This is a genomic window from Thiocapsa sp. (genome assembly GCF_035467215.1).
Lineage (GTDB): Bacteria > Pseudomonadota > Gammaproteobacteria > Chromatiales > Chromatiaceae > Thiocapsa.
The window spans coordinates 1-24,708 of sequence record NZ_DATITZ010000046.1 but is presented as its reverse complement, the minus strand read 5'-3'; the positions used below and the strand labels follow the sequence as shown (position 1 = coordinate 24,708).

The following is a 24,708-nucleotide window of genomic DNA, read 5'->3' as shown; positions in this document are numbered from 1 at the left end:
AAGAGGCGCTTGAGGCGCTTTACATGGCGCACGAGTCGATGCGCAATCGCGGTGGAGACTTTCTCGCGAGCGTCATCAACGGTGTCGACCCCGAGCATGTGGAAACGGTCAAGGCCCGTGCCCGCAAGCTCTTGCCGGAGCGCGAGAACGTCTATGTGCTGCCGCGACAGGCCGCACTCGGGATGCCGACCGTCGGCGAGATCCGCCAGGCCCTGGACTGCGAGTGTCTCTGCGGCGACGGCGACGCGATGAACCAGGTCGTCTCCAACTACAAGATCGCGGCGATGGAGGTCCCGGATTTCCTCAGCTACATCGATGACGGCTGTCTCATCATCACCGCCGGCGACCGCTCCGACATCATCCTCGCAAGCCTCGCGGCGGATGTCTCCTCGTCCTTTCCTCGGGTGGCCGGACTGCTCCTGACCGGCGGGCTGCAGCCGGCGGAGAATGTCCAGCGTCTACTCGAGGGGTTGCGCCGCACCAAGGTCTCGATCCTGCGGGTGCCCACCGATACCTTCACCACCGCCATGAACGTCAACCGCATCGAGGCGACCATCCTCCCCGGCGACGAGCGCAAGATCGCGGCCGGCCTCGGCGTCTTCGAAGGCCATGTGGACGTCGAAGAGCTGCGCGCTCGGATCGCGGTGCGACACTCCGACCGCACTACGCCGTTGATGTTCGAGTACGAGCTGGTGCGTCGCGCCAAGGCGCGCCGTCAGCGCATCGTGCTTCCCGAGGGCACCGACGAGCGGATCCTGCGGGCGGCGGAGATCCTTACGCTGCGCCAGGTGGTGGATCTCACGCTGCTCGGCGACCCCGAGAAGATCTGCCGTCGCATCGGCGAGTTGGGGCTCAAGCTGGATGGGATCCCGATCATCGACCCGATCACCGCCCCGGATCGGGAGCGCTACGCGCAAACCTATTTCGAGCTGCGCAAGCACAAGTGCATCTCCGAGCAGATGGCGCACGACGCCTTGGAGGACGTGAGCTATTTCGGCACCATGATGGTCTACACGGGCGACGCCGACGGCATGGTCTCGGGTGCCGTGCATACCACCCAGCACACCATTCGACCGGCGTTCGAGATCATCAAGACCAAGCCGGGCGTGAAGCTTGTTTCAAGCGTCTTCTTCATGTGTCTCGCCGATCAGGTGCTGGTCTATGGCGACTGCGCCGTCAACCCGAACCCGACGTCGGAGGATCTGGCCGATATCGCCATTACCTCGGCCGGGACCGCCGCTGCCTTCGGGATCGAGCCGCGTGTGGCCATGCTCTCCTATTCCAGCGGGAGCTCGGGCAAGGGCGCGGACGTGGAGCGCGTGCGCGAGGCGGTTCGGATCGCGCGCGAGCGCCGTCCCGACCTCAAGCTGGAAGGGCCGATCCAGTACGACGCGGCGGTCGACCTCGGGGTCGCGCGCTCGAAGATGCCCGAGAGCGAGGTCGCCGGTCGCGCGACCGTCTTCGTCTTTCCGGATCTCAATACCGGCAACAACACCTACAAGGCGGTCCAGCGCAGCGCCAATGCCGTGGCGATCGGCCCAGTGCTGCAGGGTCTAAACAAGCCCGTCAACGATCTGAGTCGCGGCTGCACCGTGACCGATATCGTCAATACGGTAACGATTACCGCGATTCAGGCACAAAACGATCACGCACTCGCCTCGGCGCAAGCCGAAGCCGATGCTGTCGTTATCGCTCGGGACTGATCAGGAGACTCAGGTGAAGGTACTCGTCCTCAATTCAGGCAGCTCGTCGATCAAATATCAGCTCTTCCGCAGCGAGGATTGGGTTGCCCTCGCCTCGGGCTCGGTGTCGCGCATCGGCGAGCCGGAGGGCGAGATCAAGGAGGAGTGGCTGGATGCGTCCGGGATTCGGCAATCGGGCCGCGCCCGGGTGCCGATCCCGACCCACCAAGAGGGTATCGATCGCATCGTCAAGGCGCTGCACGAGACTCGGGTCTTGGGCAATGTCTCGGAGCTGGCCGCGATCGGTCACCGCGTCGTCCACGGCGGGGAGCATTTCAAGCGTCCGACCATCGTCGACGATGCCGTCGCCGACGGCATTCGGGCCGTGATCCCCTTGGCGCCGCTGCACAATCCGGCCCATCTCGCCGGCATCGAGGTGGCCCGCCGGCTCTTCCCGACGGTGCCCTCGGTCGCCGTCTTCGATACCTCGTTTCACCAGACGATGCCGCGGACCTCGTATCGCTACGCGATTCCGGAGTGGCTGTATCGGGAGCACAGGATCCGCCGCTACGGCTTTCACGGCACATCGCACTACTATGTCGCCAAACGCGCCGCCGCGATCCTCGGCCGGCCTTTGGAGAGCTGCAACCTGATCACGCTGCATCTGGGCAACGGATCCAGCGCGACGGCGATCCGCGATGGCAAGAGCGTGGACACCTCCATGGGGCTTACCCCGCTGGAAGGTCTGGTGATGGGCACGCGCTGTGGCGACATTGATCCGGCCATTCATTTTTATCTCGCCAAAAACCTCGGCCTGGATACCGATGCCATCGAGGATCTCCTGAATCGCCAAAGCGGTCTTTTGGGGATCTGCGGCGTGAACGATATGCGCGAGATCGACCGCTTGGCCGAGGAAGGCAACGACGGCGCGGAGCTGGCGATCGGCATCACGGCCCATCGCATCAAGAAATATATCGGCGCCTATTACGCCGAGCTCGGTCGCGTCGATGCCGTCGTCTTCACCGGCGGTATCGGCGAGAACGCCGCCGAGATCCGCTGTCGCGCCTGCGAGGGTCTGGAGAACCTCGGGATCAAGATAGACGACATCGCCAACTACGCCCTCGAAGAGCGCGGCGAGCGCTGCATCAGCACGCCCGAGAGTGCCGTGCAGGTGCTGGTGATTCCCACCAACGAGGAGCTGGAGATCGCGCAGCAATCGCTGGCTGCCGCCTCGGAGGCGCCGAGCGACGGATGAGCCCGGAGGCTCGCCGCCGCAGGTCGAACGTCCGTCTGCGGCACGCTTCCCCGCGCACCCGAGTCAACCTCGGATTGCTGGAGTCGCGCCGTCATCCCGAGCGGACGATCGATTGCGCCAAGGTCTTTGGCGTGAGACCCGCTGTTTTCAGGACCATCGGCTGGCGGCTGGCGGCTGGCGGCCTGGTCGCCTTTCCCGGATAATCACCCAGGCTTGAATACCTAATAACAACGACCGCCTTAGGAGATGACGATGCCCGATTCCAATTCCTCGTTGGTGCGTCCGCTTGTCTGGGTTCTGCTGGCGGCGCTGATCGGCGTCTATCTGCTCTACGATTGGTATTCGGCTCATCTTTCGGAACAGCTCGCAGGAAAGGACGCGCAGATCGCCGAGGCGGCAGCGCAAATCAAGGAGCGCGATGCCCGCATCGGCGACATCCGCAAAGAGGTCACGCAGCTCGAGGAACGGATCGCGGAGCTGAGCGAGCGGCACTCCGGTGAGAAACAGCAGCTGTCCGACCTGCATTCGGATGAGAAGCAGGGTCTGACGGAGCGGATCGCCGCCCTCGAGCAGAGCAACGCGAAGCTCGAAGAGGACATCAAGGTGCTGCGCCTGACCGACGCGAGTGCGCTTGCCGCCGAGCAGGACAAGACCGCTGCGGTGATCGAAGAGCGCGACCGAGGGATCGCCGCCTTCAAGGCCCTTCAAGGCCAGTACGAGATGGCCGTCGCCAAGGTCGAGGGTCTCCAGACCGAATTGACCGGGCTCCAACAGGTGATCGCCGACTCGACGATGGAGCATCGCGCGCAGATCGAGGAGCTTGAGCGCCACCTCAACGAGCGGGTGAAACTGGCGAAGGCCACACCGAAAGACAGCGAGTTGATGCGTGCGGCCCAGAAGGCCGGCTTGCTCCCCTCCGACGTCGCCTTGGATGACGAGACGGCCGCGTTCTGCACCGAGCTGGCCGAGACATCGGCATCGGCTCAGACGGAGCTCGAGGTCTTGCAGGCCGAGTTTGCGACCCTTCGCGACCAGCAGGCCGAGCGGATTGCTGCACTGGAAGGCGAGTTGACCGAGGCCCGTGCGGCGCTTGCCCAGTCCGGCGAGCAGGCTGAACGGATCGCAGCGTTGGAAGGTGAGTTGACCGAAGCCCGTGCGGTGCTTGCGCAGTCCGGCGAGCAGGCGGAGTCGGCCGAAGCCTTGAGCGCGCTTCAAGCGCGGCTTGCCCAGACCGAAGCCGAGCTCGAGACGGCGAGGGTCGAGGCGACCGCGGCGCTGGAAGACGCCAAGGCGACCGCCGCTGCGCAGTTGGCCGACGCGCAGGCGCGTATCGAGACCCTCGCCGCGGAATTGGAGCAGTCGGTCGCTCCGGATGCCCTGTCTGCGCTGAAGGCACGGAGCGAAGCTGCCGAGGCCGCGCTGGCGCAGGCCAAGGAAGAACTGACAGGTCGCATGAAGGATGGCGAGGAGCAGATCGCCGCGCTCGCCGAGCAGCTCCGCAGCGAGCAGGCCGAGAAGGCGAAGGTGGCCGAAGAGAAGGAGGCGTTGGCCGTCGAGCTCAATGCGGCGCTCGACAGCGCGAGGTCCGAGCTGGCCGATCTGCAGACCGCGTTGACGCAGGCCCGCGAGTCCGCAGCGCAGACCGGCTCGAAGGCGTTGGACGATGCCACGGCCCGGATTGCGGCACTGGAGGCGACGATCGCCGAGGAACGCAGCAAGGCCGAACAGGTGCGCACGTCCGTGCAGCAGGAGGCCGATCGGCTGTTGGGCGAGGTCCGCGACCGTTACCGGCGCTACTCCGAGCTGGGCGGTTCCTATACGGAGCGCGGTGTGCTGCTCGAGCTGGCCGATACGGAGCTGCGTTTTCAACCCGCGATGGCGACCCTGACCACCGGCGATCTCCCGAGCCTGGATCGGATCGCCGCACTGCTCGATGCCTATCCCGACCTCGGCATTCGTATCGAGGGGCATACCGACAGCCTCGGTGATGCGGCTGCCAATCTCGCCTTGTCGCAGCAACGCGCCGAGGCGGTTAAGCAGGCACTGATCGAGCGCGGCGTCGAGCCCGAGCGGTTGACGGCTGAGGGCCTCGGGCCGGAGCGCCCGATTGCCGACAACGACACGCCGGCGGGACGTGCCCAAAATCGCCGTGTCGAGGTCTATGTCAGCGAGGGTTGATGCGGCTGGCTCGGGGGCGGAGGTGCCGGCTTGGTCGCCCCTCGGCCGGCAACGCATGGTCGGATCGGTGTCGCGCGGCTCGGCGAGCGAGACCGCATGATCGTGCAAGCGATTGCGCCGGACCCACCTGCCGACGCAGGCTGGCAGGCCCGCTTGGAGCTCGAGATCGCCCTGCGGCACGGGCGCAGTCGAGTCGTCCGCAAGCATCAGCTCGGCCCCTTGACGATCCAACGCCCCTTCCATCCCGAGGGCGCGCCCTGCCATCTCTACCTTCTGCATCCGCCCGGCGGTGTGGTCGGAGGCGATCGCCTACAGCTCGATGTCCGGGTGGCGAGCAGGGCACATGCCTTGGTCACGGCACCGGGGGCGACGAAGTTTTATCGCAGTGCCGGACCACTCGGTTTGCAGACGCAACGTCTGGTCGTGGCTGCGGGGGGCGTGCTCGAATGGTTTCCGCACGAAAACATCTTCTTTCCCGGCGCCTCGTGTCGTCTGAGAACGCAGGTCGTGCTTTCGGGCGATGCCCGCTTTATCGGTTGGGAGATCCAGTGTCTCGGACGCCCCGCGATCGGCGAACGCTTTGCCGAGGGGCGAGCCGAGACCGCTATGACCCTGTCACGCGACGGTCGGCCCCTCTTGACCGATCGGTTGCGCGTTGCGGGCACGCCGAGCCTGGACGGGTCCGCCGGCTTACGCGGTTTCCCGGTCTGTGCCACCTTTGTCGCGACCGGAGCCCGTGCCGAGACGCTCGCAGCGGCGCGGCATCGTCTGAGTGAGGCCACGGCTTATCCGGTCGGTGCGACCCTGATCGATGACCTCCTGGTGATCCGGGCACTCGCGCCCGAGGTCGAGCCGGTCAGTCGTCTGTTCGTGCATCTTTGGTCCGATTTACGCCCCGGTCTGTTGGGTTTGAACGCATCGATGCCTCGGATCTGGGCGACCTGAACCGCCTTCGGCCGGATCTGCGATGCTCGGGTCGCGCTCGGCTTGGCATGGAGCATTCAGCGTCACGGTCGAGGTTCTTTGGAATAAAATAAATTGATTATGTTGCGCTGAATCCGCGACCATGCGCGTTGGACCGAGCGGGCCGTGATGGCGGCCGATGACCGCGCCGTGTGCGTCATCCGCGGATTCACTCCCCTGTCGGGCTATCATTGCGTATCCGGACAGCGACGATCAGGAGCCCACCATGGACCTTAGCCCCCGAGAGAAGGATAAGCTGCTGCTTTTTACAGCCGGACTGCTCGCCGAGCGCCGCAAGGCGAGGGGCGTGCGGCTGAACTATCCCGAGTCGATCGCCTACATCAGTTGCGCGATCCTGGAGGGTGCGCGCGACGGCCGGACCGTGGCCGAGCTGATGGACTACGGGCGGACCCTCTTGACCCGCGAGGACGTGATGGACGGCATCCCCGAGATGATCGACGACATCCAGGTCGAGGCGACCTTCCCGGACGGGACCAAGCTGGTCACGGTCCACGATCCGATCGGCTGATGAACCGCGTCCGGTAGGACATGGCTTGTCCGCGTTCGGGATCGACCTTGAAGCGACTCGCTACCATCGTAGTTGACGCGGTTCATGTGTTTTTTGGACTTGATATTTTTAATGTCCTAAACCGCGCCGACTCCAACGGTCATCAAGTCTGCCGGGGCCGATCCCATCCCAAAACATCGCATACCGCGCCCGGCGCGGTTTAGGTAGGAGTAGGCCCATGATTCCAGGTGAGATCATCACGGTTCCGGGCGACATCGAGCTGAACGTCGGCCGGCCGCGGCTGACCCTCAAGGTTGCCAACACCGGCGATCGTCCGATCCAGGTCGGCTCGCACTATCATTTCTACGAGACCAACTCCGCACTCGCTTTCGACCGAGAGCAGACCCGAGGCTGGCGGCTCGACGTCCCCGCCGGCACGGCCGTGCGCTTCGAGCCCGGTCAATCCCGCACCGTGACCTTCGTTCCTTATGCCGGCGACCGCGTCGTCTACGGCTTCAACGCCCAAGTGATGGGCGCGCTCGACGGAGATCAGCCATGAGCCGAATCAGCAGGGCGGCCTACGCCTCCATGTATGGCCCGACGGTCGGGGACCGGGTGCGTCTGGGCGACACCGAGCTCTTCATCCAGGTCGAGGAGGATCGCACCTGTTACGGCGACGAGGTGACGTTCGGCGGCGGCAAGGTGATCCGCGACGGAATGGGCCAGTGCCAGCGCCAGGCGGACGAGGTGGTGGATCTGGTCATCACCAATGCGCTGATCCTGGATCATTGGGGCATCGTCAAAGCCGATATCGGCATCAAGAAGGGGCGTATTGTCGGGATCGGCAAGGCCGGCAATCCGGACACCCAGGCAGGCGTGGATATCCTGATCGGGCCAGGGACCGAGGTCATTGCCGGCGAGGGGCAGATCATCACCGCCGGAGGCATCGACGCGCATATCCACTTCATCTGCCCTCAGCAGATCGACGAGGCGCTGATGTCCGGCGTGACGACAATGCTGGGCGGCGGTACGGGGCCGGCGACCGGCACCAATGCCACGACCTGCACGCCCGGCCCCTGGAACATCCGGCGCATGCTCCAGGCCGCCGAGGGGCTCCCGGTCAATCTCGGTTTCCTCGGCAAGGGCAACGGCAGTCTGCCGAATGCCCTGGAGGAGCAGGTGCGTGCCGGGGCCATGGGGCTGAAGCTGCACGAGGATTGGGGCACCACACCGGCCGCGATCGACTGCTGTCTCGGTGTTGCCGAAAAGATGGACGTGCAGGTCGCGATCCACACCGACACGCTCAACGAATCCGGTTTCGTCGAGGACACGATCGGCGCCTTCAAGGACCGCTGCATCCACACCTATCACACCGAGGGCGCGGGCGGCGGCCATGCACCCGACATCATCAAGGCCGCGGGCCTGCCGAATGTCCTGCCGTCCTCGACCAATCCGACCCGACCCTACACGGTCAATACGGTCGACGAGCATCTGGACATGCTGATGGTCTGCCATCACCTGTCCCCATCGATTCCGGAAGACGTGGCCTTCGCCGAGTCGCGCATCCGTCGCGAGACCATCGCGGCCGAGGACATCCTGCATGATCTCGGCGCCTTCTCGATGATCTCCTCGGATTCCCAAGCGATGGGCCGCGTCGGCGAGGTCATCTGCCGCACCTGGCAGACCGCCCACAAGATGAAGGTCCAGCGCGGCGCGCTTCCGGGTGATCCGGCCGAGCACGACAACTTCCGCGCCAAACGCTATATCGCCAAGTACACCATCAACCCGGCGATCACCCACGGCATCGCGCACGAGGTCGGCTCGGTGGAGGTCGGCAAGCTCGCGGATCTAGTGCTCTGGCGGCCCGCCTTCTTCGGGGCCAAACCCAGCCTCATCATCAAGGGTGGCATGATCGCGGCGGCCGCGATGGGTGATCCCAACGCATCCATCCCCACGCCTCAGCCGGTCCATTATCGGCCGATGTTCGGTGCATTCGGCGGCGCATTGGGCGCGACCTGCATGACCTTCCTCTCGCAATGGGCCTTGGAGGCGGGCGAGCCGCAGCGGCTGGATCTCAAACGTCTGATCGGGGTCACCCGCGACAGCCGTCTGGTGCGCAAGTCCAACATGATTCACAACGACTTTCAGCCGACCATCGAGGTGGATCCGCAGACCTATCAGGTGCGGGCCGACGGCCAATTGCTCACCTGCGAGCCCGCCGCGGTGCTGCCGCTTGCTCAGCGGTATTTTTTGTTTTAAACCGCGCCCGGGGCGGTATGCGACGTTTTTGGATGGGATCGGCCCCGGCAGACTTGACGACCGCTGGAGTAGGCGCAGTTTAAGATATTAAAAAATATATTATTTTAAACCGCGTCCCCACGAAGGGCCGTGGATGCGCCAAACGTCGAGTTCACTGGAAAGTGCTCATCTCGCTCTGGACGCGGTTTAGGACCAAGACCCGCCCGGTCGATCCCTTCGAGGGTCGGATTCGGTTATTCTATCGTCCCGACGACGCGTTCCCTCATGGTACGCCACCTGCCTTGCCGGCTTTTCGCCTGCAGATCCGACCGATATCCTAATGAAGTCCCTATGAAACAGGCCATCACCGATCTGATCCGCACGGCCCTCGCGAGCCTCGTCGAGGCCCCGACGGCCGACGCCGACGCTCTGCCCGCTCCACAAGTGGATCGCACCAAGGACACGTCTCACGGCGATTTCGCGACCAACGTCGCGTTGGTGCTCGCCAAGCGTCTCGGCGCCAAGCCGCGCGAGATCGCGCAACGCTTGGTGGATGCCCTGCCTGCCTCCCCGCTGGTCGCGCGTGTGGAGGTCGCCGGGCCCGGCTTCATCAATTTCTTTCTCGCCGAGGACGCCTATCGGCGGCTGATCCCCGAGATCCTGAGTGCAGGCCCAGCCTTCGGACTCAGTCGAATCGGCGCCGGGCAGCGCGTGCAGGTGGAGTTCGTCTCGGCCAATCCGACCGGGCCGCTGCATGTGGGGCATGGGCGCGGGGCCGCCTACGGCGCGGTCGTCGCCGATCTGCTTGCGGCGGTGGGGTTCGACGTGCACCGCGAGTATTACGTCAACGACGCCGGGCGACAGATGGACATCCTCGCCAGCTCCGTCTGGCTGAGATATCTCGAGCTGTGCGGCGAGGAGCTGACCTTTCCGAGCAACGGCTACAAGGGCGACTACGTCTGGGACATCGCCGCGACTCTGCATCGCGAGCACGGCGACGCCTATCGGGTGGATGCCGCCACGGTCTTTGCCGGCCTGCCGCCCGATGCGCTGCCCGACGGACAGGACGGCGGCGACAAAGAGGCGCATATCGACGGGGTCATCGCCGCCGCGAAACAACTGCTCGGCGACAACCGCTACCGCTACGTCTTCGAGCTGGGGCTGAACACCATCCTCGACGACATCCGCGAGGACCTGGCTCAGTTCGGCGTCGAGTATCAGGAGTGGTATTCCGAGCGCACGCTCGCCGAGAGCGGCGCCGTCGCCCGGGCGATCGAGCGCCTGCGGGAAGCCGGTCATGTCTACGAGCAAAACGGCGCACTCTGGTTCCGTTCCAGTGCCTTTGGCGACGAGAAGGATCGGGTGGTCGTGCGCGAAAACGGTCAGAGCACCTATTTCGCCTCCGACATCGCGTATCACATGGACAAGCTCGAGCGCGGCTTCGATCGCGTCATCGACATCTGGGGCGCGGATCACCACGGCTATGTGCCGCGCGTGAAGGCGGCGCTCCAAGCGATGGGCGACGACGTCGAGCGGCTCGAGGTGCTTCTGGTGCAGTTTGCGATCCTCTATCGCGGGGGCGAGAAGGCGCAGATGTCGACCCGCTCGGGCGAGTTCGTGACCCTGCGCCAGTTACGCAAGGAGGTCGGGCGCGATGCCGCGCGCTTCTTCTACGTCATGCGCCGCTGCGAGCAGCATCTGGATTTCGACCTGGATCTGGCCAAGTCCGAGTCATCGGACAATCCGGTCTACTACGTCCAATACGCCCACGCCCGGGTGTGCAGCGTGCTGCGGCAGGCCGCGGAAAAGGGGATGCCGGTGGAGCCGAGTCCGGGTGTCGAGAATCTGGAGCGACTGACCGAGTCGCATGAGCTGGCGCTGCAACGCACCCTGGCGCGCTACCCGGAGGTGGTGGAGGCAGCGGCGCTCAAGGCCGAACCGCATCTGCTGACCCATTATCTGCGCGAGCTGGCGAACGAGCTGCACACCTACTACAACGCCCACCAGTTCCTGGTCGCGGACGCGGCCCTGCGCGACGCGCGGATCAAGCTGATCCTGGCGGTGCGCGAGGTGCTGCGCAACGGGCTGGGTCTGCTCGGCGTCTCCGCCCCGGAGGCCATGTGAGATGAGCACTGATTATCGGCGGGCCAGCCTCGCGCGGGCGACGTCGCGGCGCGGCAAACAGGGTCATTCGTGTCTGTGGTCGTTCCTGCTCGGCGGCATGCTGGGCGCCTTCGGGGTCGGTCTCTATTGGACCCAGAACCCGGACGCCATGCAGACACCGCCCGCGGCCTTGCCGGCCAAGGTCGAACGGCCGGCGGCCGCGCCTCCGAGCTTCGAGTTTCCCAACCTACTGCGCGATACCGAGGTCGATATCGCACCGCCTCCGCCGCCTCCGCCGGCCGCCCCGCGCCCCGAGCCGCGGCCCACAGTCGAGACGGTGCAGCCCGCGGCGGTTACGGCCCCGGCCGTGCCGACCTCGACGACCGGCAAGGGCTTCCTGGTTCAGGTCGGATCCTTCAGACGCGCGAGCGATGCCGAGCGACTGAAGGCGGAGCTTGCGCTCCTCGGCATCTCCAGTCGCGTCGAGGTGGCGACCATCCCGAGCGGGGAGACCTATCATCGTGTCCGCACCGGACCCTATGCCGATCAGGCCGCTCTCGACAAGGTGCGCGGTCTGCTCAAACGCAACGGCAAGGATGCGATGACGATCCCGATCAAGTGAGCCCGACAGCCGGCACCGGGTGCCGTTCGCGACGTCGCGTGCCCAGCAAAACCGCGCCGGTTCCAACGGTCATCGAGGCTGCCGGGGCCGACCCCATCCAAAAACATCACACCCAGCGCTGGGCGCGGTTTAGCCCAGCTCAAGCGTCTCGCCCGAGGCAACATAGACGGCACGCTCGGCGACGTTGGTCGCCCGATCCGCGACGCGCTCGTAGTTGTGCACGATCCAGAGCAGATAGGTCCCGTTCGCGGCGAAATTCGGATCGGCACGCATCATCGTCAGCACCCGCTCGGTGACGGCTCGCTCGTTGCGATCGACCTGATCCTCGCGCGCGACACTCGCCCGTGCGCTCTGCTCGTCGCTTCCGCAGGTGAAGGCGTCCAGCGCCTCGCCGAGCATGGCGATCGCATCGGCGGCGACCTCGATGATGGCCTCGACGGATTCGTTCGGGAACCGCGTCTCCCCGGCTCTTCGCAGGATACGCGCGACATCCGCGGCATAATCGCCGATGCGCTCGAGCTCCGAAACGAGCTCCATACAGGCGCCGATGGCCCGCAGGTCCGCACCGGCCGGCTTGTAGGCCGCCAGCGTCACCAGGCATTCCTGCTCGAGCACACGCCGCTGCTGATTGATGTGCGCGTCCCCTGCGATGATGCGATCGGCCAGCTCGAGGTCTTGTCCGCTCAGGCAGGTCACGGATTGGTTCAAGGCGTCGATCACCAGTTTTCCCAGATCGCCGACCGCGCTCTGAAGCTGCGCACGGCGGCGCTGCACCAGATTGATGTTCTCGCTCATCCCATCGTCCCCTGTCTCTTGTGTTGATGCTGTCGGAAGCGCGACGGCTTCGGCGCGCGCTCGGTATAACATAAGGCCGCCGACCCGCCTAGATTGGAATCCCGCTTGCCACCCGATATGACCCTCATGACCGACACGACTTCCGTGCACATCCCGACGACGATCTGCGTGACCCGTCACGGTGAAACCGACTGGAACATCATGGGGGTTTTGCAGGGATGGATCGATGTCCCGCTCAACGACAATGGCCGAAAACAGGCCTTCGAGATGGCCGAAAGCTTCAAGGACTCCGGCTTTTCATGTGTTTGGACAAGTCCGCTGAGCAGGGCGTCGGAGACCGCGCGGATCGTCGCCGAGGTCTTGGGGCTCCCCGCGCCGATCTGCTCGGAAGGTCTCAAGGAACGGAATTTCGGTCGTGTTCAAGGGATGACCAAACAAGATCTGTCCGTACTGCATCCCGGCCTGCATGCAGACATCGTCCGCAGAGACCCTGCTTGTCACTTCGAGGAAGGGGAGTCGCCGGATGAGTTCGCCGATCGGGTCGTCGCGGCCCTGCACGAGATTGCACGATGGCATCCGGGCGAGCGCGTCCTGGCCATGACCCACGGTTGGGTCATGGATGTGATGACCCGGCATGTCAAGCGATTGCCGCGGACCCTGGTGCTGGATATGAAGCGCAAGAACGGGGAGTCGCTTTGGCTTGCGGTGACTGCGGAATCGGCGTGCTCGCTATCCGACGCCGGTGACGCGGTGCAGGCATCGAGCGGGTCCGGGGGATAGGCTCCGATCGATGTCGGCGCACGGATCGATGCGTTCGTGCTCATGCGACGCGCGCGGTTTGGCGGGTCGCCTGCGGCGGTGTAGGCCTAAGTCTTTCTCGAGCAATAGCGCGATGCGAGTTCCGCCGGTCCGACCGCTTTGCCGAAGAAATAACCCTGCGCCTCGTCGCAGCCTTCGCGAATCAGCAACTCGGCCTGCGCGATCGTTTCAACCCCCTCGGCGAGAACGACCAGTCCGAGGCTGCGCGCCAGACCGATGACGGCTTGCACGATGACTTCATCGTCGCTCCCGGTCATCAGCCGCTCGATGAAGGAACGGTCGATCTTCAGGCGCCGAATCGCCAGGCGTTTGATGCATGCCAGCGATGAGCAGCCGGTGCCGAAGTCGTCCACCGCCAGACCGATGCCCAGTGCGCTGAGTTGCTCCAGATTGGCGATCGTGCGCGCGGGGCGCTCCATGATCGACGCCTCGATCAGCTCCAGCTCCAGCCGCGGATCGATACCCGTCCGTGCGAGGATCGATTGGATCTGCTCCAAAACGCCGTCGCTCTGAATCCTATGCACGGAGAGATTGACCGCGAGCCGGGGCACCCGAAATCCGCCTCGATCCCAGGCAACCAGCTGTGCGCAGGCGTGCTCGAGAACCCAAAGATCCAATTGATCGATCAGCCCGATGTCGATCGCCATCGGGAGAAAGTGGGCGGGCGCCGGGAGACCCAGCCTCGGATGGTTCCAACGGCACAGCACCTCGACGCCGCACAGGCCGCCGTCGGGCAAACCGACCTGGGGTTGATATTCGAGCATCAGCTCGTCGAGCGGGAGCGCGCTTCGCAACTCCTGCTCCAAGCGCAGGCGCTCGGCGGCCCCTTCCGACATCTCCGGGTCGAAGAATCTGAACCCGTTGCGGCCGGCCGCCTTGGCGCGATACATGGCGATGTCGGCATGTCGGATCAGGGTGTCGGTATCGATTCCGTCGAGCGGATAGATGCCGATGCCGATACTCAGGCTGAGAAAGATCTCGCGGCCCTCGACGTCTAAGGGTGCCGCGAAGAGATCGAGCAGGCGTCTTGCCAGGATCGCCGCATCGTTGGGCTCTTGAACGTCCTCGGAGATGACGACGAACTCGTCGCCCCCCAGGCGCGCAACGGTGTCGCACGCACGCACGCCTTGCGTCAAACGCCCCGCGACCTATTTGAGCAGGAGGTCGCCGACCGGGTGCCCGAGCGTGTCGTTGACGATCTTGAATCGGTCCAGGTCCAGGAAGAGGAGTGCCGTTTCACCGCCGCGGCGGATCGTGCGGGGGATCGCCTCCTCCAAACGCTGGCGGAACAGACTCCGGTTCGGGAGTCCCGTAAGGGCGTCGTGCTGGGCGAGAAAGTGCAGCTGCTCGCGCGAACGCTTCAACTCGGCGATGACGCGATAACGCTCGCGACTCTCGCGCAATGCCTCCCGTTGCAGGACGGCCTCGGTGCGGTCGACGACGGCACAGAGGACGCGACGCCCTTCGTCCTCGTCGGTCGGCAGCGCGGCCATGTGCAGATCGCCGATGAAGACCTCGTCGGTGTTGTCGCGGAATTTCAGCTCGTGGAGATCGATCGGCTCCTCCGGGCGTAGATGCGCGAGCGCGTGAACGGCCGAACCCCGGTCGGATGCTTCGATCAGCCGGATGAAGAAATATTGGTGGTAGACCGTATCGCGCAGATCGAAGAGGCGCCGCGCTTCCTCGTTGGCCTCCTTCACGAGCCCTTGGCCGTCGACGACCAGCTCGGCCACGGGCAGGCTGTCGAAGAAGGCCATGAATCGATTCAGGGCGGTCTGGGTCCGATGATGGCTGCGCTGAAGCTCCTCGTTCTGGATCTCGAGCTCGGCCTGATAGATACGCAGGCTTTCGACCAAGGCGGCTTGGTCGACATCCTTGCCGAGGAGGAGCTTTTCGGCGAGATCGAAGCGCCCCTGCCGCAGCGCGAGAAGCGCGCGCGTGCGCAGCTCCTCGTCGGTAATCTCGAACGGGTTGCCGGGGTCCGTTCCCGGCTGATCGGTTGCCGTCGTCATGCCGTTAGCCTTCGCTGCCGGCTTCGGACCACTGACTGACATTGATGTGGCTGACGATGACGCCGCCGGCGGGGTATCGAATCGGCGCGACGTGCATGGAGAACCAGCGTCGCCCATGCGGAGAGTGACAGGGATACTCCATCGCAAACGCTTGGCGCCGCCCGTCGAGGACCGCGCGGATGCCCTCCAGTGCGGTCCGTCCCCCGGGGTTGTCGGTGCCCGAGCCACCATCGCACGCGGAAAGATAGTTGGATCCGACGCCCGAGACCTTCAGGTCGGGGTCGCCGTTGGCGGAGGCGAGCTCGCGCCAGGCTCGATTCACCAGCGTGATGACGCCGTTCGGATCGAGCACGGCGACATGCTCCGGCAGCGAGTCCAGCACCGCCTGCATGCGCTTCACATGCGGCAGCGGAACCTGCTCGGGCTCTGGCTCGGGCTCGAACGACAGCAGCAGATGCGACTCGCCCTGAATGACATCGAACGGCCGCACCACCAGACGCAACCGGCGCGAGACGCCGTTCGCGAGCCCGAGGGTCAGGACATCTGAGCGCAAAGGCGCCGCGCTGCGCGAGGCCTTATGCAGCAGCGCTTGCGCGACCGGGGCGAGCGGGGCCGCGAGCAGCTTGGCGACATCCAGGGTCGCATTGCCCTCGGCGATGCGCAGATAGTCGCCGAGCTCGCCGAAGACGTGGAGCAGCTCGAAACGATTGCTGAGCAGGAGGCTGGCCGGCGCATAGCCGCGCAGCAGCATGGATTGTCCGGCATCGATGACCGCGGCATCGCTGGCGAGCTGATGGCCGCGCCGTCCGAGCCGCCGCCCGGGCACGCCGGTCGCGCGCGTGACCAGCGGGGTGTTCGCCAGATCCAGCGGCAGCGACACATGGGGCAGGATCCGGTAGATCTTGTGCTTGGAGCTCACGGCGGTGAAATCCGACTGAAGCTCGGCCAAGGTCTCGCTCGGACCCAGGAAGAGGAAGCCGCCCGGGGCCAATGCGTACTGGATTCGACGCAACGCCCGTTCCTGAGCCTGGGTGCGGAAATAGATCAAGAGGTTGCGGCACGAGACCAGATTCATCCGCGTAAAGGGCGGGTCTTCGAGCAGATTGTGTTTGGCGAAGACGATGCTTTGGCGGATCTCGTTCTTCACGACGAAGTGGTTGCCGCGCTTGTAGAAGAAGCGCTCGAGCCGTTCCGGAGAGAGCTCCGCCGTGATCGCCTCGGAGAAGACCCCGGCACCCCCGACCTCGACGTTTTGTTGCTCCACGTCGGTCGCGAAGAGCTTGAAGTTAGGCCAGCGCCGTGCGCGATCGAATGCCTCGGCGAACAGGATCGCCAGGCTATAGGCCTCCTCGCCGGTGGAGGCGCCCGCGACCCTGGCCCGGATCGGTTGGTTTTCGCCCCGTTCCGCAACGATGGTCTTCACGACCGTCTCGGCCAGGATGTCGAAGGTCTCCGGGTCGCGGAAGAAGCTGGTGACCGGGATCAGCACCTCGCGGCGCAGGACCGCCAGCTCGCCCCGATCGTTGTCGAGCAGCCGGACATAGTTGGCCAGATCCGGGGTATGACGGACCTGCATGCGTCGCTCGATCCGGCGCATCACGGTGGCTGGCTTGTATTCCCGAAAGTTGATGCCGCCCTGGTGCTGCAGCAGGTGCATCGTCTCCTCGAAGGCGTCGTCCTTGTCGATGCCCAAGGCACGCCCGTCGGGCTGGACCTTGGCTCGAGGGACCTGATGGATATGCTCGACGATGCGCGGCCCCAGCGCGTCCGGGGGAAGGATGGCATCGACCAAGCCGGTGGCGATCGTACTGCGCGGCATGCCGTCGAACTTGGCCGACTCCGGCTCTTGGGCGAGCAGCAGGCCTCCGGCGTCGTTGATGGCGACCGAGCCGCGTGTGCCGTCCGATCCGGTGCCGGAGAGCACCACGCCGACGGCATGCTTGCCGAACTCCTTGGCGACGGAGGTGAAGAAGAGGTCGATCGGCAGCATGAGTCCGCGGGGGTTCTTCGGTGTCAGGCGCAGGGCGTCGCCCGAGACACTCATCATGCTGGCCGGCGGGATCAGATGGACCCGGTCGGGCTCGATGCGCATGTCGTGCTCGACCGTCACCACCGGCATCTCGGTGTGTCGGCCGAGCAGATTGGTCATCATCAACGCGCTCATCGGATTCGTTCAAGAGGGTAAGGTCGAGCAGGCACTCGAGGCGGTGCGCGCCATGCTGGCGAGTCGGGCCACCGTGCTGCGCGACGGCAGCCGGCGCGAGATCGATGCCGAAGAGCTGGTACCCGGAGATATTCACGCTCTTCATCCTCGCCCTCGGCGCACTGACCTATGCCTACGGCCATCGGGTCGTGGCGATGCCCCCGGCGGATGTTTTTCTTGCCGTCGTGGGCCTCGCGGTCGCGGCCATCCCCGAGGGGCTTCCCGCCATCGTGACCATCACCCTGGCGATCGGCACCCGCATCATGGCCCGGGAGAGGGCGATCGTGCGGCGTCTGCCTGCGGTGGAAACCTTAGGGTCGGTCACCGTGATCTGTTCGGACAAGACCGGTACCCTGACCAAGAACGAGATGACGGCGGTCCGTTTGGTGCTGCCGGATCGCGACATCCAGGTGAGCGGTGCGGGTTATGCCCCCGACGGCGGCTTCGAGCAGGACGGCAGATCGATCGATCCGCGTCGTGACGAGGGCCTGCTGGGCCTGGCGCGCTGCGCGCTCCTGTGCATCGACGCCCACCTGAGCCGCGACGATACGGGCGCTTGGACCCTGGTCGGCGATCCGACCGAAGGCGCGCTCATGGCCTTGGCGCTCAAGGCGGGTCTTGATCCGGTCGCCTTCTGGGCCAGTCTCGTCCTGATCGGGCTGCAGCTCCTCTTCACTTATGCCCCGCCCATGCAGGCTGTTTTCCATACCGGTGGCTTGGATCTCGCAGCCTGGGGGCTGATTCCTGGGGCTCTCGGTCTTCGCCTTCTTCGCGGTGGTGATCGAGAAGGGCATCCTGAGGCGTTTTGGCATCGAACGCATGTAGCCTGTTGGTCGTCGAGGTTGTGCCGAGCGAGAGCGAGGCACAATCGGGTGAGCTCTTTTCGTGTACTCTCTCCTTTGACCGACGCAGTAGAATCCGCCGAGATCAGCCCGTTGGACACAACCGGAGCAAGCCGATGAACCCCTTGCTGCATATCGACCCCGACGACCCCTATCCCGAGAGCGACGGACAGCCGATGGCGGACAACACCGAGCAGTACGAGTGGATCGTCAAGATCAAGGAAAATCTGGAGATCCTCTTCGCTGACCGCCCGGATGTCTTCATCGCCGGCGATCTGCTCTGGTATCCGGTGCCGGATCGGCGCGAGACCGGGCCGATCGCCCCGGACGTGCTGGTCGCCTTCGGCCGTCCGAAGGGGCGGCGCGGCTCTTACCGGCAGTGGGAGGAGGACGGGATCGCCCCTCAGGTCGTGTTCGAGATCCTGTCGCCGTCCAACAGCGCCAAGGAGATGGCGGACAAGCTGGCCTTCTACGATCGCTACGGTGTCGAAGAGTATTACCTCTACGATCCCGACCGGAACCGCCTGGAGATCTGGATACGGCGTCGGACCGACGATGGCACGTCCCGCCTAGCCGCACAATCCCATGTCCGAGGCTGGACCAGTCCGCGCCTAGGCATGCGCTTTGCGCTCACGCCCGAGACGCTGGAGTTGTTCGATCCGTCCGGACGGCCGTTTTTGAGCTCCATCGAGTTGGCGCGACGGGCCGATGCGGAGCAGGCGCGAGCCATCGAGCAGTCCGCGCGTGCAGCGCGGGAAGCTGCCAGGGCCGAGCGGGAAGCGGAGCGTGCCCGGGAGGCCAACGCGCGGGCGGACCGGGAACAGGCGCGTGCCGAGCGATTGGCCGAGCGGTTACGTGCCTTGGGTATCGACCCCGACTCAGGGCCGGAGTAAGGGCATTCGAGCCCGGTTTTCGGTGATCGGTGACGATGAAGAACCGATGCCGCCGGGGCCGAGGTCCGATCAGGTCTCCCGGTCGGCCACGCGCAACATCTCCTTGAGTCGTTCCAATTCTTCCCGAGCATAGACCTGCTCGGTCACGTCGTACTGGACGCCCAGGAAATAGATCAGCTTGCCTTGGCGATCGTACAGCGGCCGAATGGAGAAGCGGTTGTAGAACAGCGTTCCGTCCTTGCGATAGTTACGCAGCGTGACCGTCGTCCGCTTGTGCTCGCGGATGGCTTCGCGAACCTTCTCGAGCCCCTCTTGGTCGTGTTCTTGACCTTGGAGGATGCGGCAGTTGTGCCCGACGATCTCCTCGCGGCTGTAACCCGTGATCAGCTCGAACGCCTCGTTGGCGTAAACGATCGGGTTGTCCTCTTGATCCGGATCCGAGAGTGTAATGCCGTTGATCGAGGTATCGAGGATCTGCGATAACACGAAGGGGATCAGGTCCGCATCTTTGTCGGCGACGAAATCCATGGCGTGCTCTTTGGTGTTGATTCGAATCACCAGAGGTTAGAGCCTTTCCGAACGAGCGGCAACAGGACCCGTCAGAACGCATTTCCCGTCAACCACCAAACGCGGACCACCCGACGGCGAGACCGGCCAGGAGCAGCATCGCCAAGGCGGACTCCCAGCGCATCAGCCTTGCCTCGGCCCGTCGAACGAGCGCGCAGGCAGACGCGCTCGACGCGGCTGCCGCGAGTGCGTCCAGGATGGCGTCGCGCCAACCCGGCAGTCGGCTCCGCAAGATATGGCGCAGCTGCCCGCGCAGGGCGCGCAGTCGCTCATGTAATGCGGGCACTCGGGTCGGCGACCAGCCGACCGAACCGGGCGCGGGACGCTGCCGCGCGCGCAGCGATGCGAGCCAACCGAGCGAGACGGCTCCGACGAGAACCGCGACCGCGACAGCCGAGCCGTAGGACCAGTCGGGCGCGTCGGCCTGAATCGGCGACCAGAGGCCGGTCGGCGGGTATCCGAGCAGGCCTGTCGCTGCCCCGACGGCCGAGGCGACAAGGAGGCCGGCACCGAGCGTCATTCGGCTTTGCGGATGTCTTGACCGAGACCGACTCGAGGCCCCCTCATGCGGCGTCATCCCCGCGATAAACCGACCGAGCAGCAGCGCCACCGCAACCGACGGCCACGCCAGTTCAAGGGCGACCGGATCAAGGGCGACCAGATCAAGGGCGAAAAGAGGCCCCGCAGCGATCCAGACCACAAAGAGCGGCAGGGGTGCGAGCACCACCAGCACGACGGCGAGCCAGGCCATCGCCATGCGCAGCGCCCGGTGTCGGGTCCGGCCGGCGTCATCGAGCAGCACCAGCGCGGCGAGCGCGAGACTTGATTGCAGCGCAAGCATCGGCAAGAGGGCCGCGATGGCGACGCCCGACTCGGGTCGTTGCAGCGCGGCCGCGAGCGCCCACAGCCATTGCCCCGTCAGCGCCATCAGGATACCGCCCGCAAGCGCGCGCTGCCCTGCCCACAAAAAGCCCATCATCAGAGCCGTGGCCGCCGTCGCGAATGCCCACCCGTGGAGCGCCACCCCCTCGGCCGTCCAGGTCATCTCACCCAAGGGCAGAAGACGCAGCCAGCCGAGCAGACCGGCTGCGGCGACAAAGGTGATCAGCGCGACACGCACCCCGAGTGTCGTCGACCCGAATGCGGGCAACAGCCACAGATGCACGCCGAGCACGGCGGCCTTTACCCCGAATCCGAGCGTCATCAGGGCCAGGACAAATGTTGGGTTGTCGAGCGCGGCAACCGCCCCGCGCAGGTCGGCGAAAGAGGTCCCGCCGGCCGCATGGGCGAGGATCAGGAACAGCTCGAACAGCAGCAGATCACTGAGCACGAGCAGGATGACCAGCCGTCGGCCGGCCGCGCGTGCCGGTCGCGCCGCATCCTGCAGGATCAGCGCGTAGACCGCATAGCCCGCCAGCGTCCCGGCGGCGAACCACAAGAGCCCGTTGTCCGCCAGGGCGAGCGTGAAGCCGGCCCCCATCGCGAGCAGCGCCGGCAAGACCGAACGCCGTTCGCCGCCACCGCCGGGTCGTCGCCCGACCATCAGCGCGCTCGCGACCCACCAGAGCAGCGCCGTCGTCGCCAGAAAGACCCGTCCGGTGGCATCGAGCGCCAGTCCGCTGCCCAGCAGCGTCTCGGGCAGCGGCAGCGTCAGGTCAGGGACAAGCAGTGCAACCGCCAGCGCGGGCGCCGCCGACCAGGGCAGAAGCCCGATCACCCATGGCCGTGCCGCACGGACGGCCCACAGGGACGCCGCAACGAACGGCCAGACCAGTGCGAACAGCGCCGCCGCCTCAAGGACCTCCACGCTCACGGTCGCGTGAACTCCTGCTCCGCGATAAAGCGCGCCCATTCCAGAGGACTGAAGGGCAGCGCCGCGAAGAGCCCGGCCAGTAAGGCGGTCAGCGCGGTCACCAGGGGCGGCCACAGGAGGGCGCGCGCGGTCTGGCGACGCCCGAAGTCCCGCTCCTCGGGCCAGGTTGCGGGTGCCTCGCGGAACCAGGCGGCATGGAGTATCGGTAGGAAATAGGCCGCATTGAGTAGGCTGCTTGCCGCCAGGACGACCAGCACCCAATGCTGGCCCGCATCCAAGGCGCCCAGTCCCAGATACCACTTGGTGACGAAGCCGGCCACCGGCGGTGCGCCGATCATCCCGAAGGCGGCGATCGTGAAGGCGACCATGGTCCAGGGCATGCGGCGGCCGACGCCGTTCATCTCGCTGACTTTGTGGATTCCCAGGGTCTCGGCCAGATTCCCCGCGCAGAAGAAGAGCGTGATCTTCATGAGTCCCTGGTGCACCAGATGCACCAGTCCGCCGATCGTGGCGATGGGGCTGGCAATGGCCACACCCAGGATGATGTAGGAGACCTGGCTGACCGTCGAGAACGCAAGACGCCGCTTGAGATCGTCCTGAAAGATCGCCCGCAGCGATCCGTAGAGGATGGTTGCCGCGGCCAGGATCGCCAGCGGCAGGGTGACGCCCAGAACGGCCGCGAACTCGACCCCGAAGACTTCGTACACGACGCGCACGATCCCGAAGGCGCCGGCCTTGACGACGGCGACCGCGTGCAGGAGTGCCGAGACCGGTGCGGGGGCAACCATCGCCATCGGGAGCCAGGCGTGCAGGGGGATGAGTGCCGCCTTCACGCCGAGCCCGGCGATCAGAAAGACGAAGATGACGATCAGGGCCGGATGATGCGATGGATCCAGGTCGGAGACGAACCCGCGCGGCGTGAACTCAAGCGTGCCGGTCAGGGTGTAGAGCCACACGATCCCCAACAGCATCAGGGCGCCGCCGCCGATCGTATAGGCCAGATAGACCTGCCCGGCACGACGCGCGACCTCGGTGCCGCGGTGGACAACCAGAGGATACGTGGCCAGTGTCAGCATCTCGTAGAAGAGCAGGAATGTCAGCATGTCGGCGGCCATCGCAACCCCGACGGTCGCGGTCACGCAGAGGCTGAAGAACCCGAAAAAGCGGCTGCGATGCGGCGATCCCTCCAGATAGCCGATGGCATAGATGGTCGTGACCAGCCACAGCAGGCTCGACAGAACCAGGAAAAGCAGCGCCAGCGGTCCGGCGCGCAAGCCTAAATCCAGGCCCGGCAGAAAGGTGAGGCGGACCTCGTAGGTGTGCCCGTGGGCGACGCCCCAGAGCATGACGCCCACCAGCGCGAGCTTGGTCAAGGCCCCCGCCAGGTTGAGCGTGGTGCGCAAACGCACGCGCGACTCGTCCAGACCGAATATCAGAAGACCCGGCACCAGCGAGCTGCAGAGGACCAGGAGCGGAACCCAGGCGTCCAGCGTCATGGCGCCACGACCTCCGTCTGGATCCCAAAGGGGTCGCCGATCTCTAACAAGGCGAGCGGCTGGGAGACGATCAATCCCATCAGCACCGCCGCAGCGGCCAGTGCGAAGGCGACCCACTCCATCGTTGCCGGTACCGGCTGGGCCTGATGCGGGTTCTCGGACTCGGTGAAGGCATAGCCGACAACCTTGAAGACGTAAGTCGCCGCCAGAACGCCGCCGAGGATGATGACGATCGCCCAGCCCCAGCGACCCTGCGTCAGCGCCGACTCCAGCAACAACCATTTGCCGATGAATCCGCCGCTCGGCGGCAGCCCCATGATGCTGACCCCGGCCAGGGCGAAGGCCGCCATGCTCAGCGGCAGCCGCTGCACGACCCGATCCAGATCCGCGATCCGGTCATGCCCGCCGAAGCGCAGCAGGTTCCCTGCAACCAGGAACATCGCCGCCTTCGCCAAGGCATGGGAGAGTGCAAGATAGAGCACGCCGCTCCAGGCCATGATCCCGCTCCCGACGGCCAGCGGAAAGGCCAGAAACAGATAGCCGATCTGGGCCACCGTCGAATAGGCGATCAGGAGCTTCAGACGCGTTTGTGCCAGGGCCTGAATCGAGCCCCAGAGGATGGCCGCTGCGCCCAGCAGACCCAGCAGCGTCGTGACCCCACCGGCGATCTCGCCGAACAGCTCGACCCAAAGACGCAGCAGCAGATAGAAGGAGCCCTTGATCACGAGCGCGGAGAGCGCCGCGCTGACCGGCGCCGCCGCGCTCGCATGCGCCGGCGGCAGCCAGAAGTGCAGGGGGAACAACGCCGTCTTGAGCATCAGGCCGGCGCTCATCAAGCCCATCGCGGCCCACGCGGCCGGCTCCGCGGCGATCCGCTCGGCCAGCAGGGCGATATCGACCGTCCCGTAGGCGTGATAGAGCAGTGCGACACCGAGCAGATAGGCGAGCGATCCGAGCAGGCTGACCAGCAAATAGCGCATGGCCCCGACCAGCGCATCCGCACCGCCCGCAATCGCCGTGAGCGCCACCGCCGAGAGACCCAGGATCTCCAGCGTCACATAGAGATTGAAGATGTCGGCCGATAGGAAGAGCGCATTGAGCGCCGTCAACAGGAGCAGCCAGAGCGGCCAGAAGGCCTGCCCCCGGGCGGGTGTGCCCCGGAAATAGACGGCGGCGTAAAGGCTAATCCCGAGCCCGACGACGGCGGTCATGAGCAGCATCGCGATGCTCAACCCGTCCGCATAGAGATCGACGCCCAGTGGCGCACCCCAGCCGCCCACCGCAAGGCGCTGCGGGCCATCGGCAAAGAGGCTCGGGACCTGGAGGATCACGGCTCCGAGGAGCGCGAGAACACTGAGCAGGCCGATCGAGGTCGCCCACCGTCGTATGACGAAGGCGAGCAGTGCGCCGATCAGCGGCACCAGGATGGGCGCAGTCAGTCCACTTTGGGCCAAGATAGCCGTATCCATCGGCTCAGCGCTCGGCCTCGTCGGGCAAGCGGGCGCTCCCGGTTGCTCCCGCGACACGCAGCGTTAGGCTGAGCGCCAAGGCCGTGGCGGCGACCGCCACCACGATCCCGGTGATCACCATCGCGTGTGGCACCGGATCCGGGATCCCCGACGGCGTGCGACCTGCCAGGCCGGCGAGGACCAGGAAGACGCCGCTGCCCATCACGTTGAACGCCAGAATCTTACGCAGCAGATGGGCATGCACGATCAA

Annotated in this window: 20 protein-coding genes and 1 pseudogene; 12 read left to right on the top strand and 9 right to left on the bottom strand. The window is 65.5% G+C overall.

Annotated features, from left to right (window positions below; translation table 11 throughout):
• The 9 genes from pta to VLR48_RS02295 all read left to right on the top strand — a co-directional run.
• Positions 1-1,703 (top strand): phosphate acetyltransferase (pta, locus tag VLR48_RS02335; RefSeq protein WP_325290234.1); only part of this gene is annotated, 1,703 nt, incomplete at its 5' end.
• Between the two features lie 13 nt (positions 1,704-1,716).
• The gene (locus VLR48_RS02330; RefSeq protein ID WP_325290233.1) at positions 1,717-2,937 is read left to right on the top strand and encodes an acetate kinase; all 1,221 of its coding nucleotides are present in this window, start codon (positions 1,717-1,719) and stop codon (positions 2,935-2,937) included.
• A gap of 252 nt (positions 2,938-3,189) precedes the next feature.
• Entirely contained in the window at positions 3,190-5,115 is a 1,926-nt protein-coding gene (locus VLR48_RS02325; protein WP_325290232.1) for an OmpA family protein, read from the top strand.
• A 96-nt stretch (positions 5,116-5,211) separates the two neighbouring features.
• The gene (locus tag VLR48_RS02320; protein ID WP_325290231.1) at positions 5,212-6,060 is read left to right on the top strand and encodes an urease accessory protein UreD; all 849 of its coding nucleotides are present in this window, start codon (positions 5,212-5,214) and stop codon (positions 6,058-6,060) included.
• 244 nt (positions 6,061-6,304) lie between these two features.
• Positions 6,305-6,607 carry an urease subunit gamma gene (gene ureA, locus VLR48_RS02315; protein ID WP_325290230.1) on the top strand — a complete coding sequence of 101 codons (303 nt, stop codon included), beginning with the start codon at positions 6,305-6,307 and terminating at the stop codon, positions 6,605-6,607.
• Between the two features lie 217 nt (positions 6,608-6,824).
• Entirely contained in the window at positions 6,825-7,145 is a 321-nt protein-coding gene (locus tag VLR48_RS02310) for an urease subunit beta (protein ID WP_325290229.1), read from the top strand.
• Positions 7,142-8,845, top strand: a complete 1,704-nt coding sequence (gene ureC / locus VLR48_RS02305) for an urease subunit alpha (protein WP_325290228.1) — start codon at positions 7,142-7,144, stop codon at positions 8,843-8,845. The genes VLR48_RS02310 and ureC overlap by 4 nt, the downstream gene beginning before the upstream one ends.
• 330 nt (positions 8,846-9,175) lie before the next feature.
• A complete protein-coding gene (argS, locus tag VLR48_RS02300) occupies positions 9,176-10,948 on the top strand; it encodes an arginine--tRNA ligase (RefSeq protein ID WP_325290227.1) in 1,773 nt (590 codons plus the stop codon).
• Between the two features lies 1 nt (position 10,949).
• The gene (locus VLR48_RS02295; protein WP_325290226.1) at positions 10,950-11,549 is read left to right on the top strand and encodes an SPOR domain-containing protein; all 600 of its coding nucleotides are present in this window, start codon (positions 10,950-10,952) and stop codon (positions 11,547-11,549) included.
• A 129-nt stretch (positions 11,550-11,678) separates the two neighbouring features.
• Here VLR48_RS02295 and phoU read toward each other — a convergent pair whose 3' ends face one another.
• Positions 11,679-12,344, bottom strand: coding sequence for a phosphate signaling complex protein PhoU (phoU, locus tag VLR48_RS02290; protein WP_325290225.1), 666 nt, complete (start codon positions 12,342-12,344; stop codon positions 11,679-11,681).
• 126 nt (positions 12,345-12,470) lie between these two features.
• Between phoU and VLR48_RS02285 the strand changes: the two genes are divergently transcribed.
• Positions 12,471-13,124: a histidine phosphatase family protein gene (locus VLR48_RS02285; RefSeq protein WP_325290224.1), complete on the top strand. Its 654-nt coding sequence runs from the start codon at positions 12,471-12,473 to the stop codon at positions 13,122-13,124.
• A gap of 86 nt (positions 13,125-13,210) precedes the next feature.
• On the opposite strand, the gene VLR48_RS02280 is transcribed toward VLR48_RS02285, so the two are convergent.
• The 3 genes and pseudogenes from VLR48_RS02280 to VLR48_RS02270 all read right to left on the bottom strand — a co-directional run bounded on the left by VLR48_RS02280 (position 13,211) and on the right by VLR48_RS02270 (position 17,327).
• Positions 13,211-13,999 (bottom strand): EAL domain-containing protein, encoded by a 789-nt coding sequence (locus VLR48_RS02280; RefSeq protein WP_325290236.1) that lies wholly within the window; start codon positions 13,997-13,999, stop codon positions 13,211-13,213.
• 27 nt (positions 14,000-14,026) lie between these two features.
• Positions 14,027-14,920: pseudogene (locus tag VLR48_RS02275) on the bottom strand (diguanylate cyclase domain-containing protein); the annotation flags it as partial.
• 259 nt (positions 14,921-15,179) lie between these two features.
• Positions 15,180-17,327 (bottom strand): CheR family methyltransferase, encoded by a 2,148-nt coding sequence (locus tag VLR48_RS02270; protein ID WP_325290223.1) that lies wholly within the window; start codon positions 17,325-17,327, stop codon positions 15,180-15,182.
• 116 nt (positions 17,328-17,443) lie between these two features.
• On the opposite strand from VLR48_RS02270, the gene VLR48_RS20175 reads away from it, so the two are divergent.
• Together VLR48_RS20175 and VLR48_RS02260 are read left to right on the top strand one after the other, a co-directional pair.
• The gene (locus VLR48_RS20175; RefSeq protein WP_414718567.1) at positions 17,444-18,340 is read left to right on the top strand and encodes an HAD-IC family P-type ATPase; all 897 of its coding nucleotides are present in this window, start codon (positions 17,444-17,446) and stop codon (positions 18,338-18,340) included.
• Complete coding sequence (locus VLR48_RS02260; protein WP_325290222.1) at positions 18,337-19,113, top strand: Uma2 family endonuclease; 777 nt, start codon at positions 18,337-18,339, stop codon at positions 19,111-19,113. Before VLR48_RS20175 ends, VLR48_RS02260 begins: the two co-directional genes overlap by 4 nt.
• Before the next feature lie 69 nt (positions 19,114-19,182).
• Here VLR48_RS02260 and VLR48_RS02255 read toward each other — a convergent pair whose 3' ends face one another.
• The 5 genes from VLR48_RS02255 to VLR48_RS02235 form a co-directional block, all read right to left on the bottom strand.
• Positions 19,183-19,641 carry a PAS domain-containing protein gene (locus tag VLR48_RS02255; protein WP_325290235.1) on the bottom strand — a complete coding sequence of 153 codons (459 nt, stop codon included), beginning with the start codon at positions 19,639-19,641 and terminating at the stop codon, positions 19,183-19,185.
• 88 nt (positions 19,642-19,729) lie between these two features.
• On the bottom strand, positions 19,730-21,493 hold the full coding sequence (locus VLR48_RS02250; RefSeq protein ID WP_325290221.1) for a proton-conducting transporter membrane subunit: 1,764 nt from the start codon (positions 21,491-21,493) through the stop codon (positions 19,730-19,732).
• Positions 21,490-22,989 carry a complex I subunit 5 family protein gene (locus VLR48_RS02245; protein ID WP_325290220.1) on the bottom strand — a complete coding sequence of 500 codons (1,500 nt, stop codon included), beginning with the start codon at positions 22,987-22,989 and terminating at the stop codon, positions 21,490-21,492. The genes VLR48_RS02250 and VLR48_RS02245 overlap by 4 nt, the downstream gene beginning before the upstream one ends.
• Positions 22,986-24,458 carry a complex I subunit 5 family protein gene (locus VLR48_RS02240; protein WP_325290219.1) on the bottom strand — a complete coding sequence of 491 codons (1,473 nt, stop codon included), beginning with the start codon at positions 24,456-24,458 and terminating at the stop codon, positions 22,986-22,988. Before VLR48_RS02240 ends, VLR48_RS02245 begins: the two co-directional genes overlap by 4 nt.
• A gap of 4 nt (positions 24,459-24,462) precedes the next feature.
• Positions 24,463-24,708: NADH-quinone oxidoreductase subunit K (locus VLR48_RS02235; RefSeq protein ID WP_325290218.1), on the bottom strand; the 246-nt coding region annotated here is incomplete at its 5' end.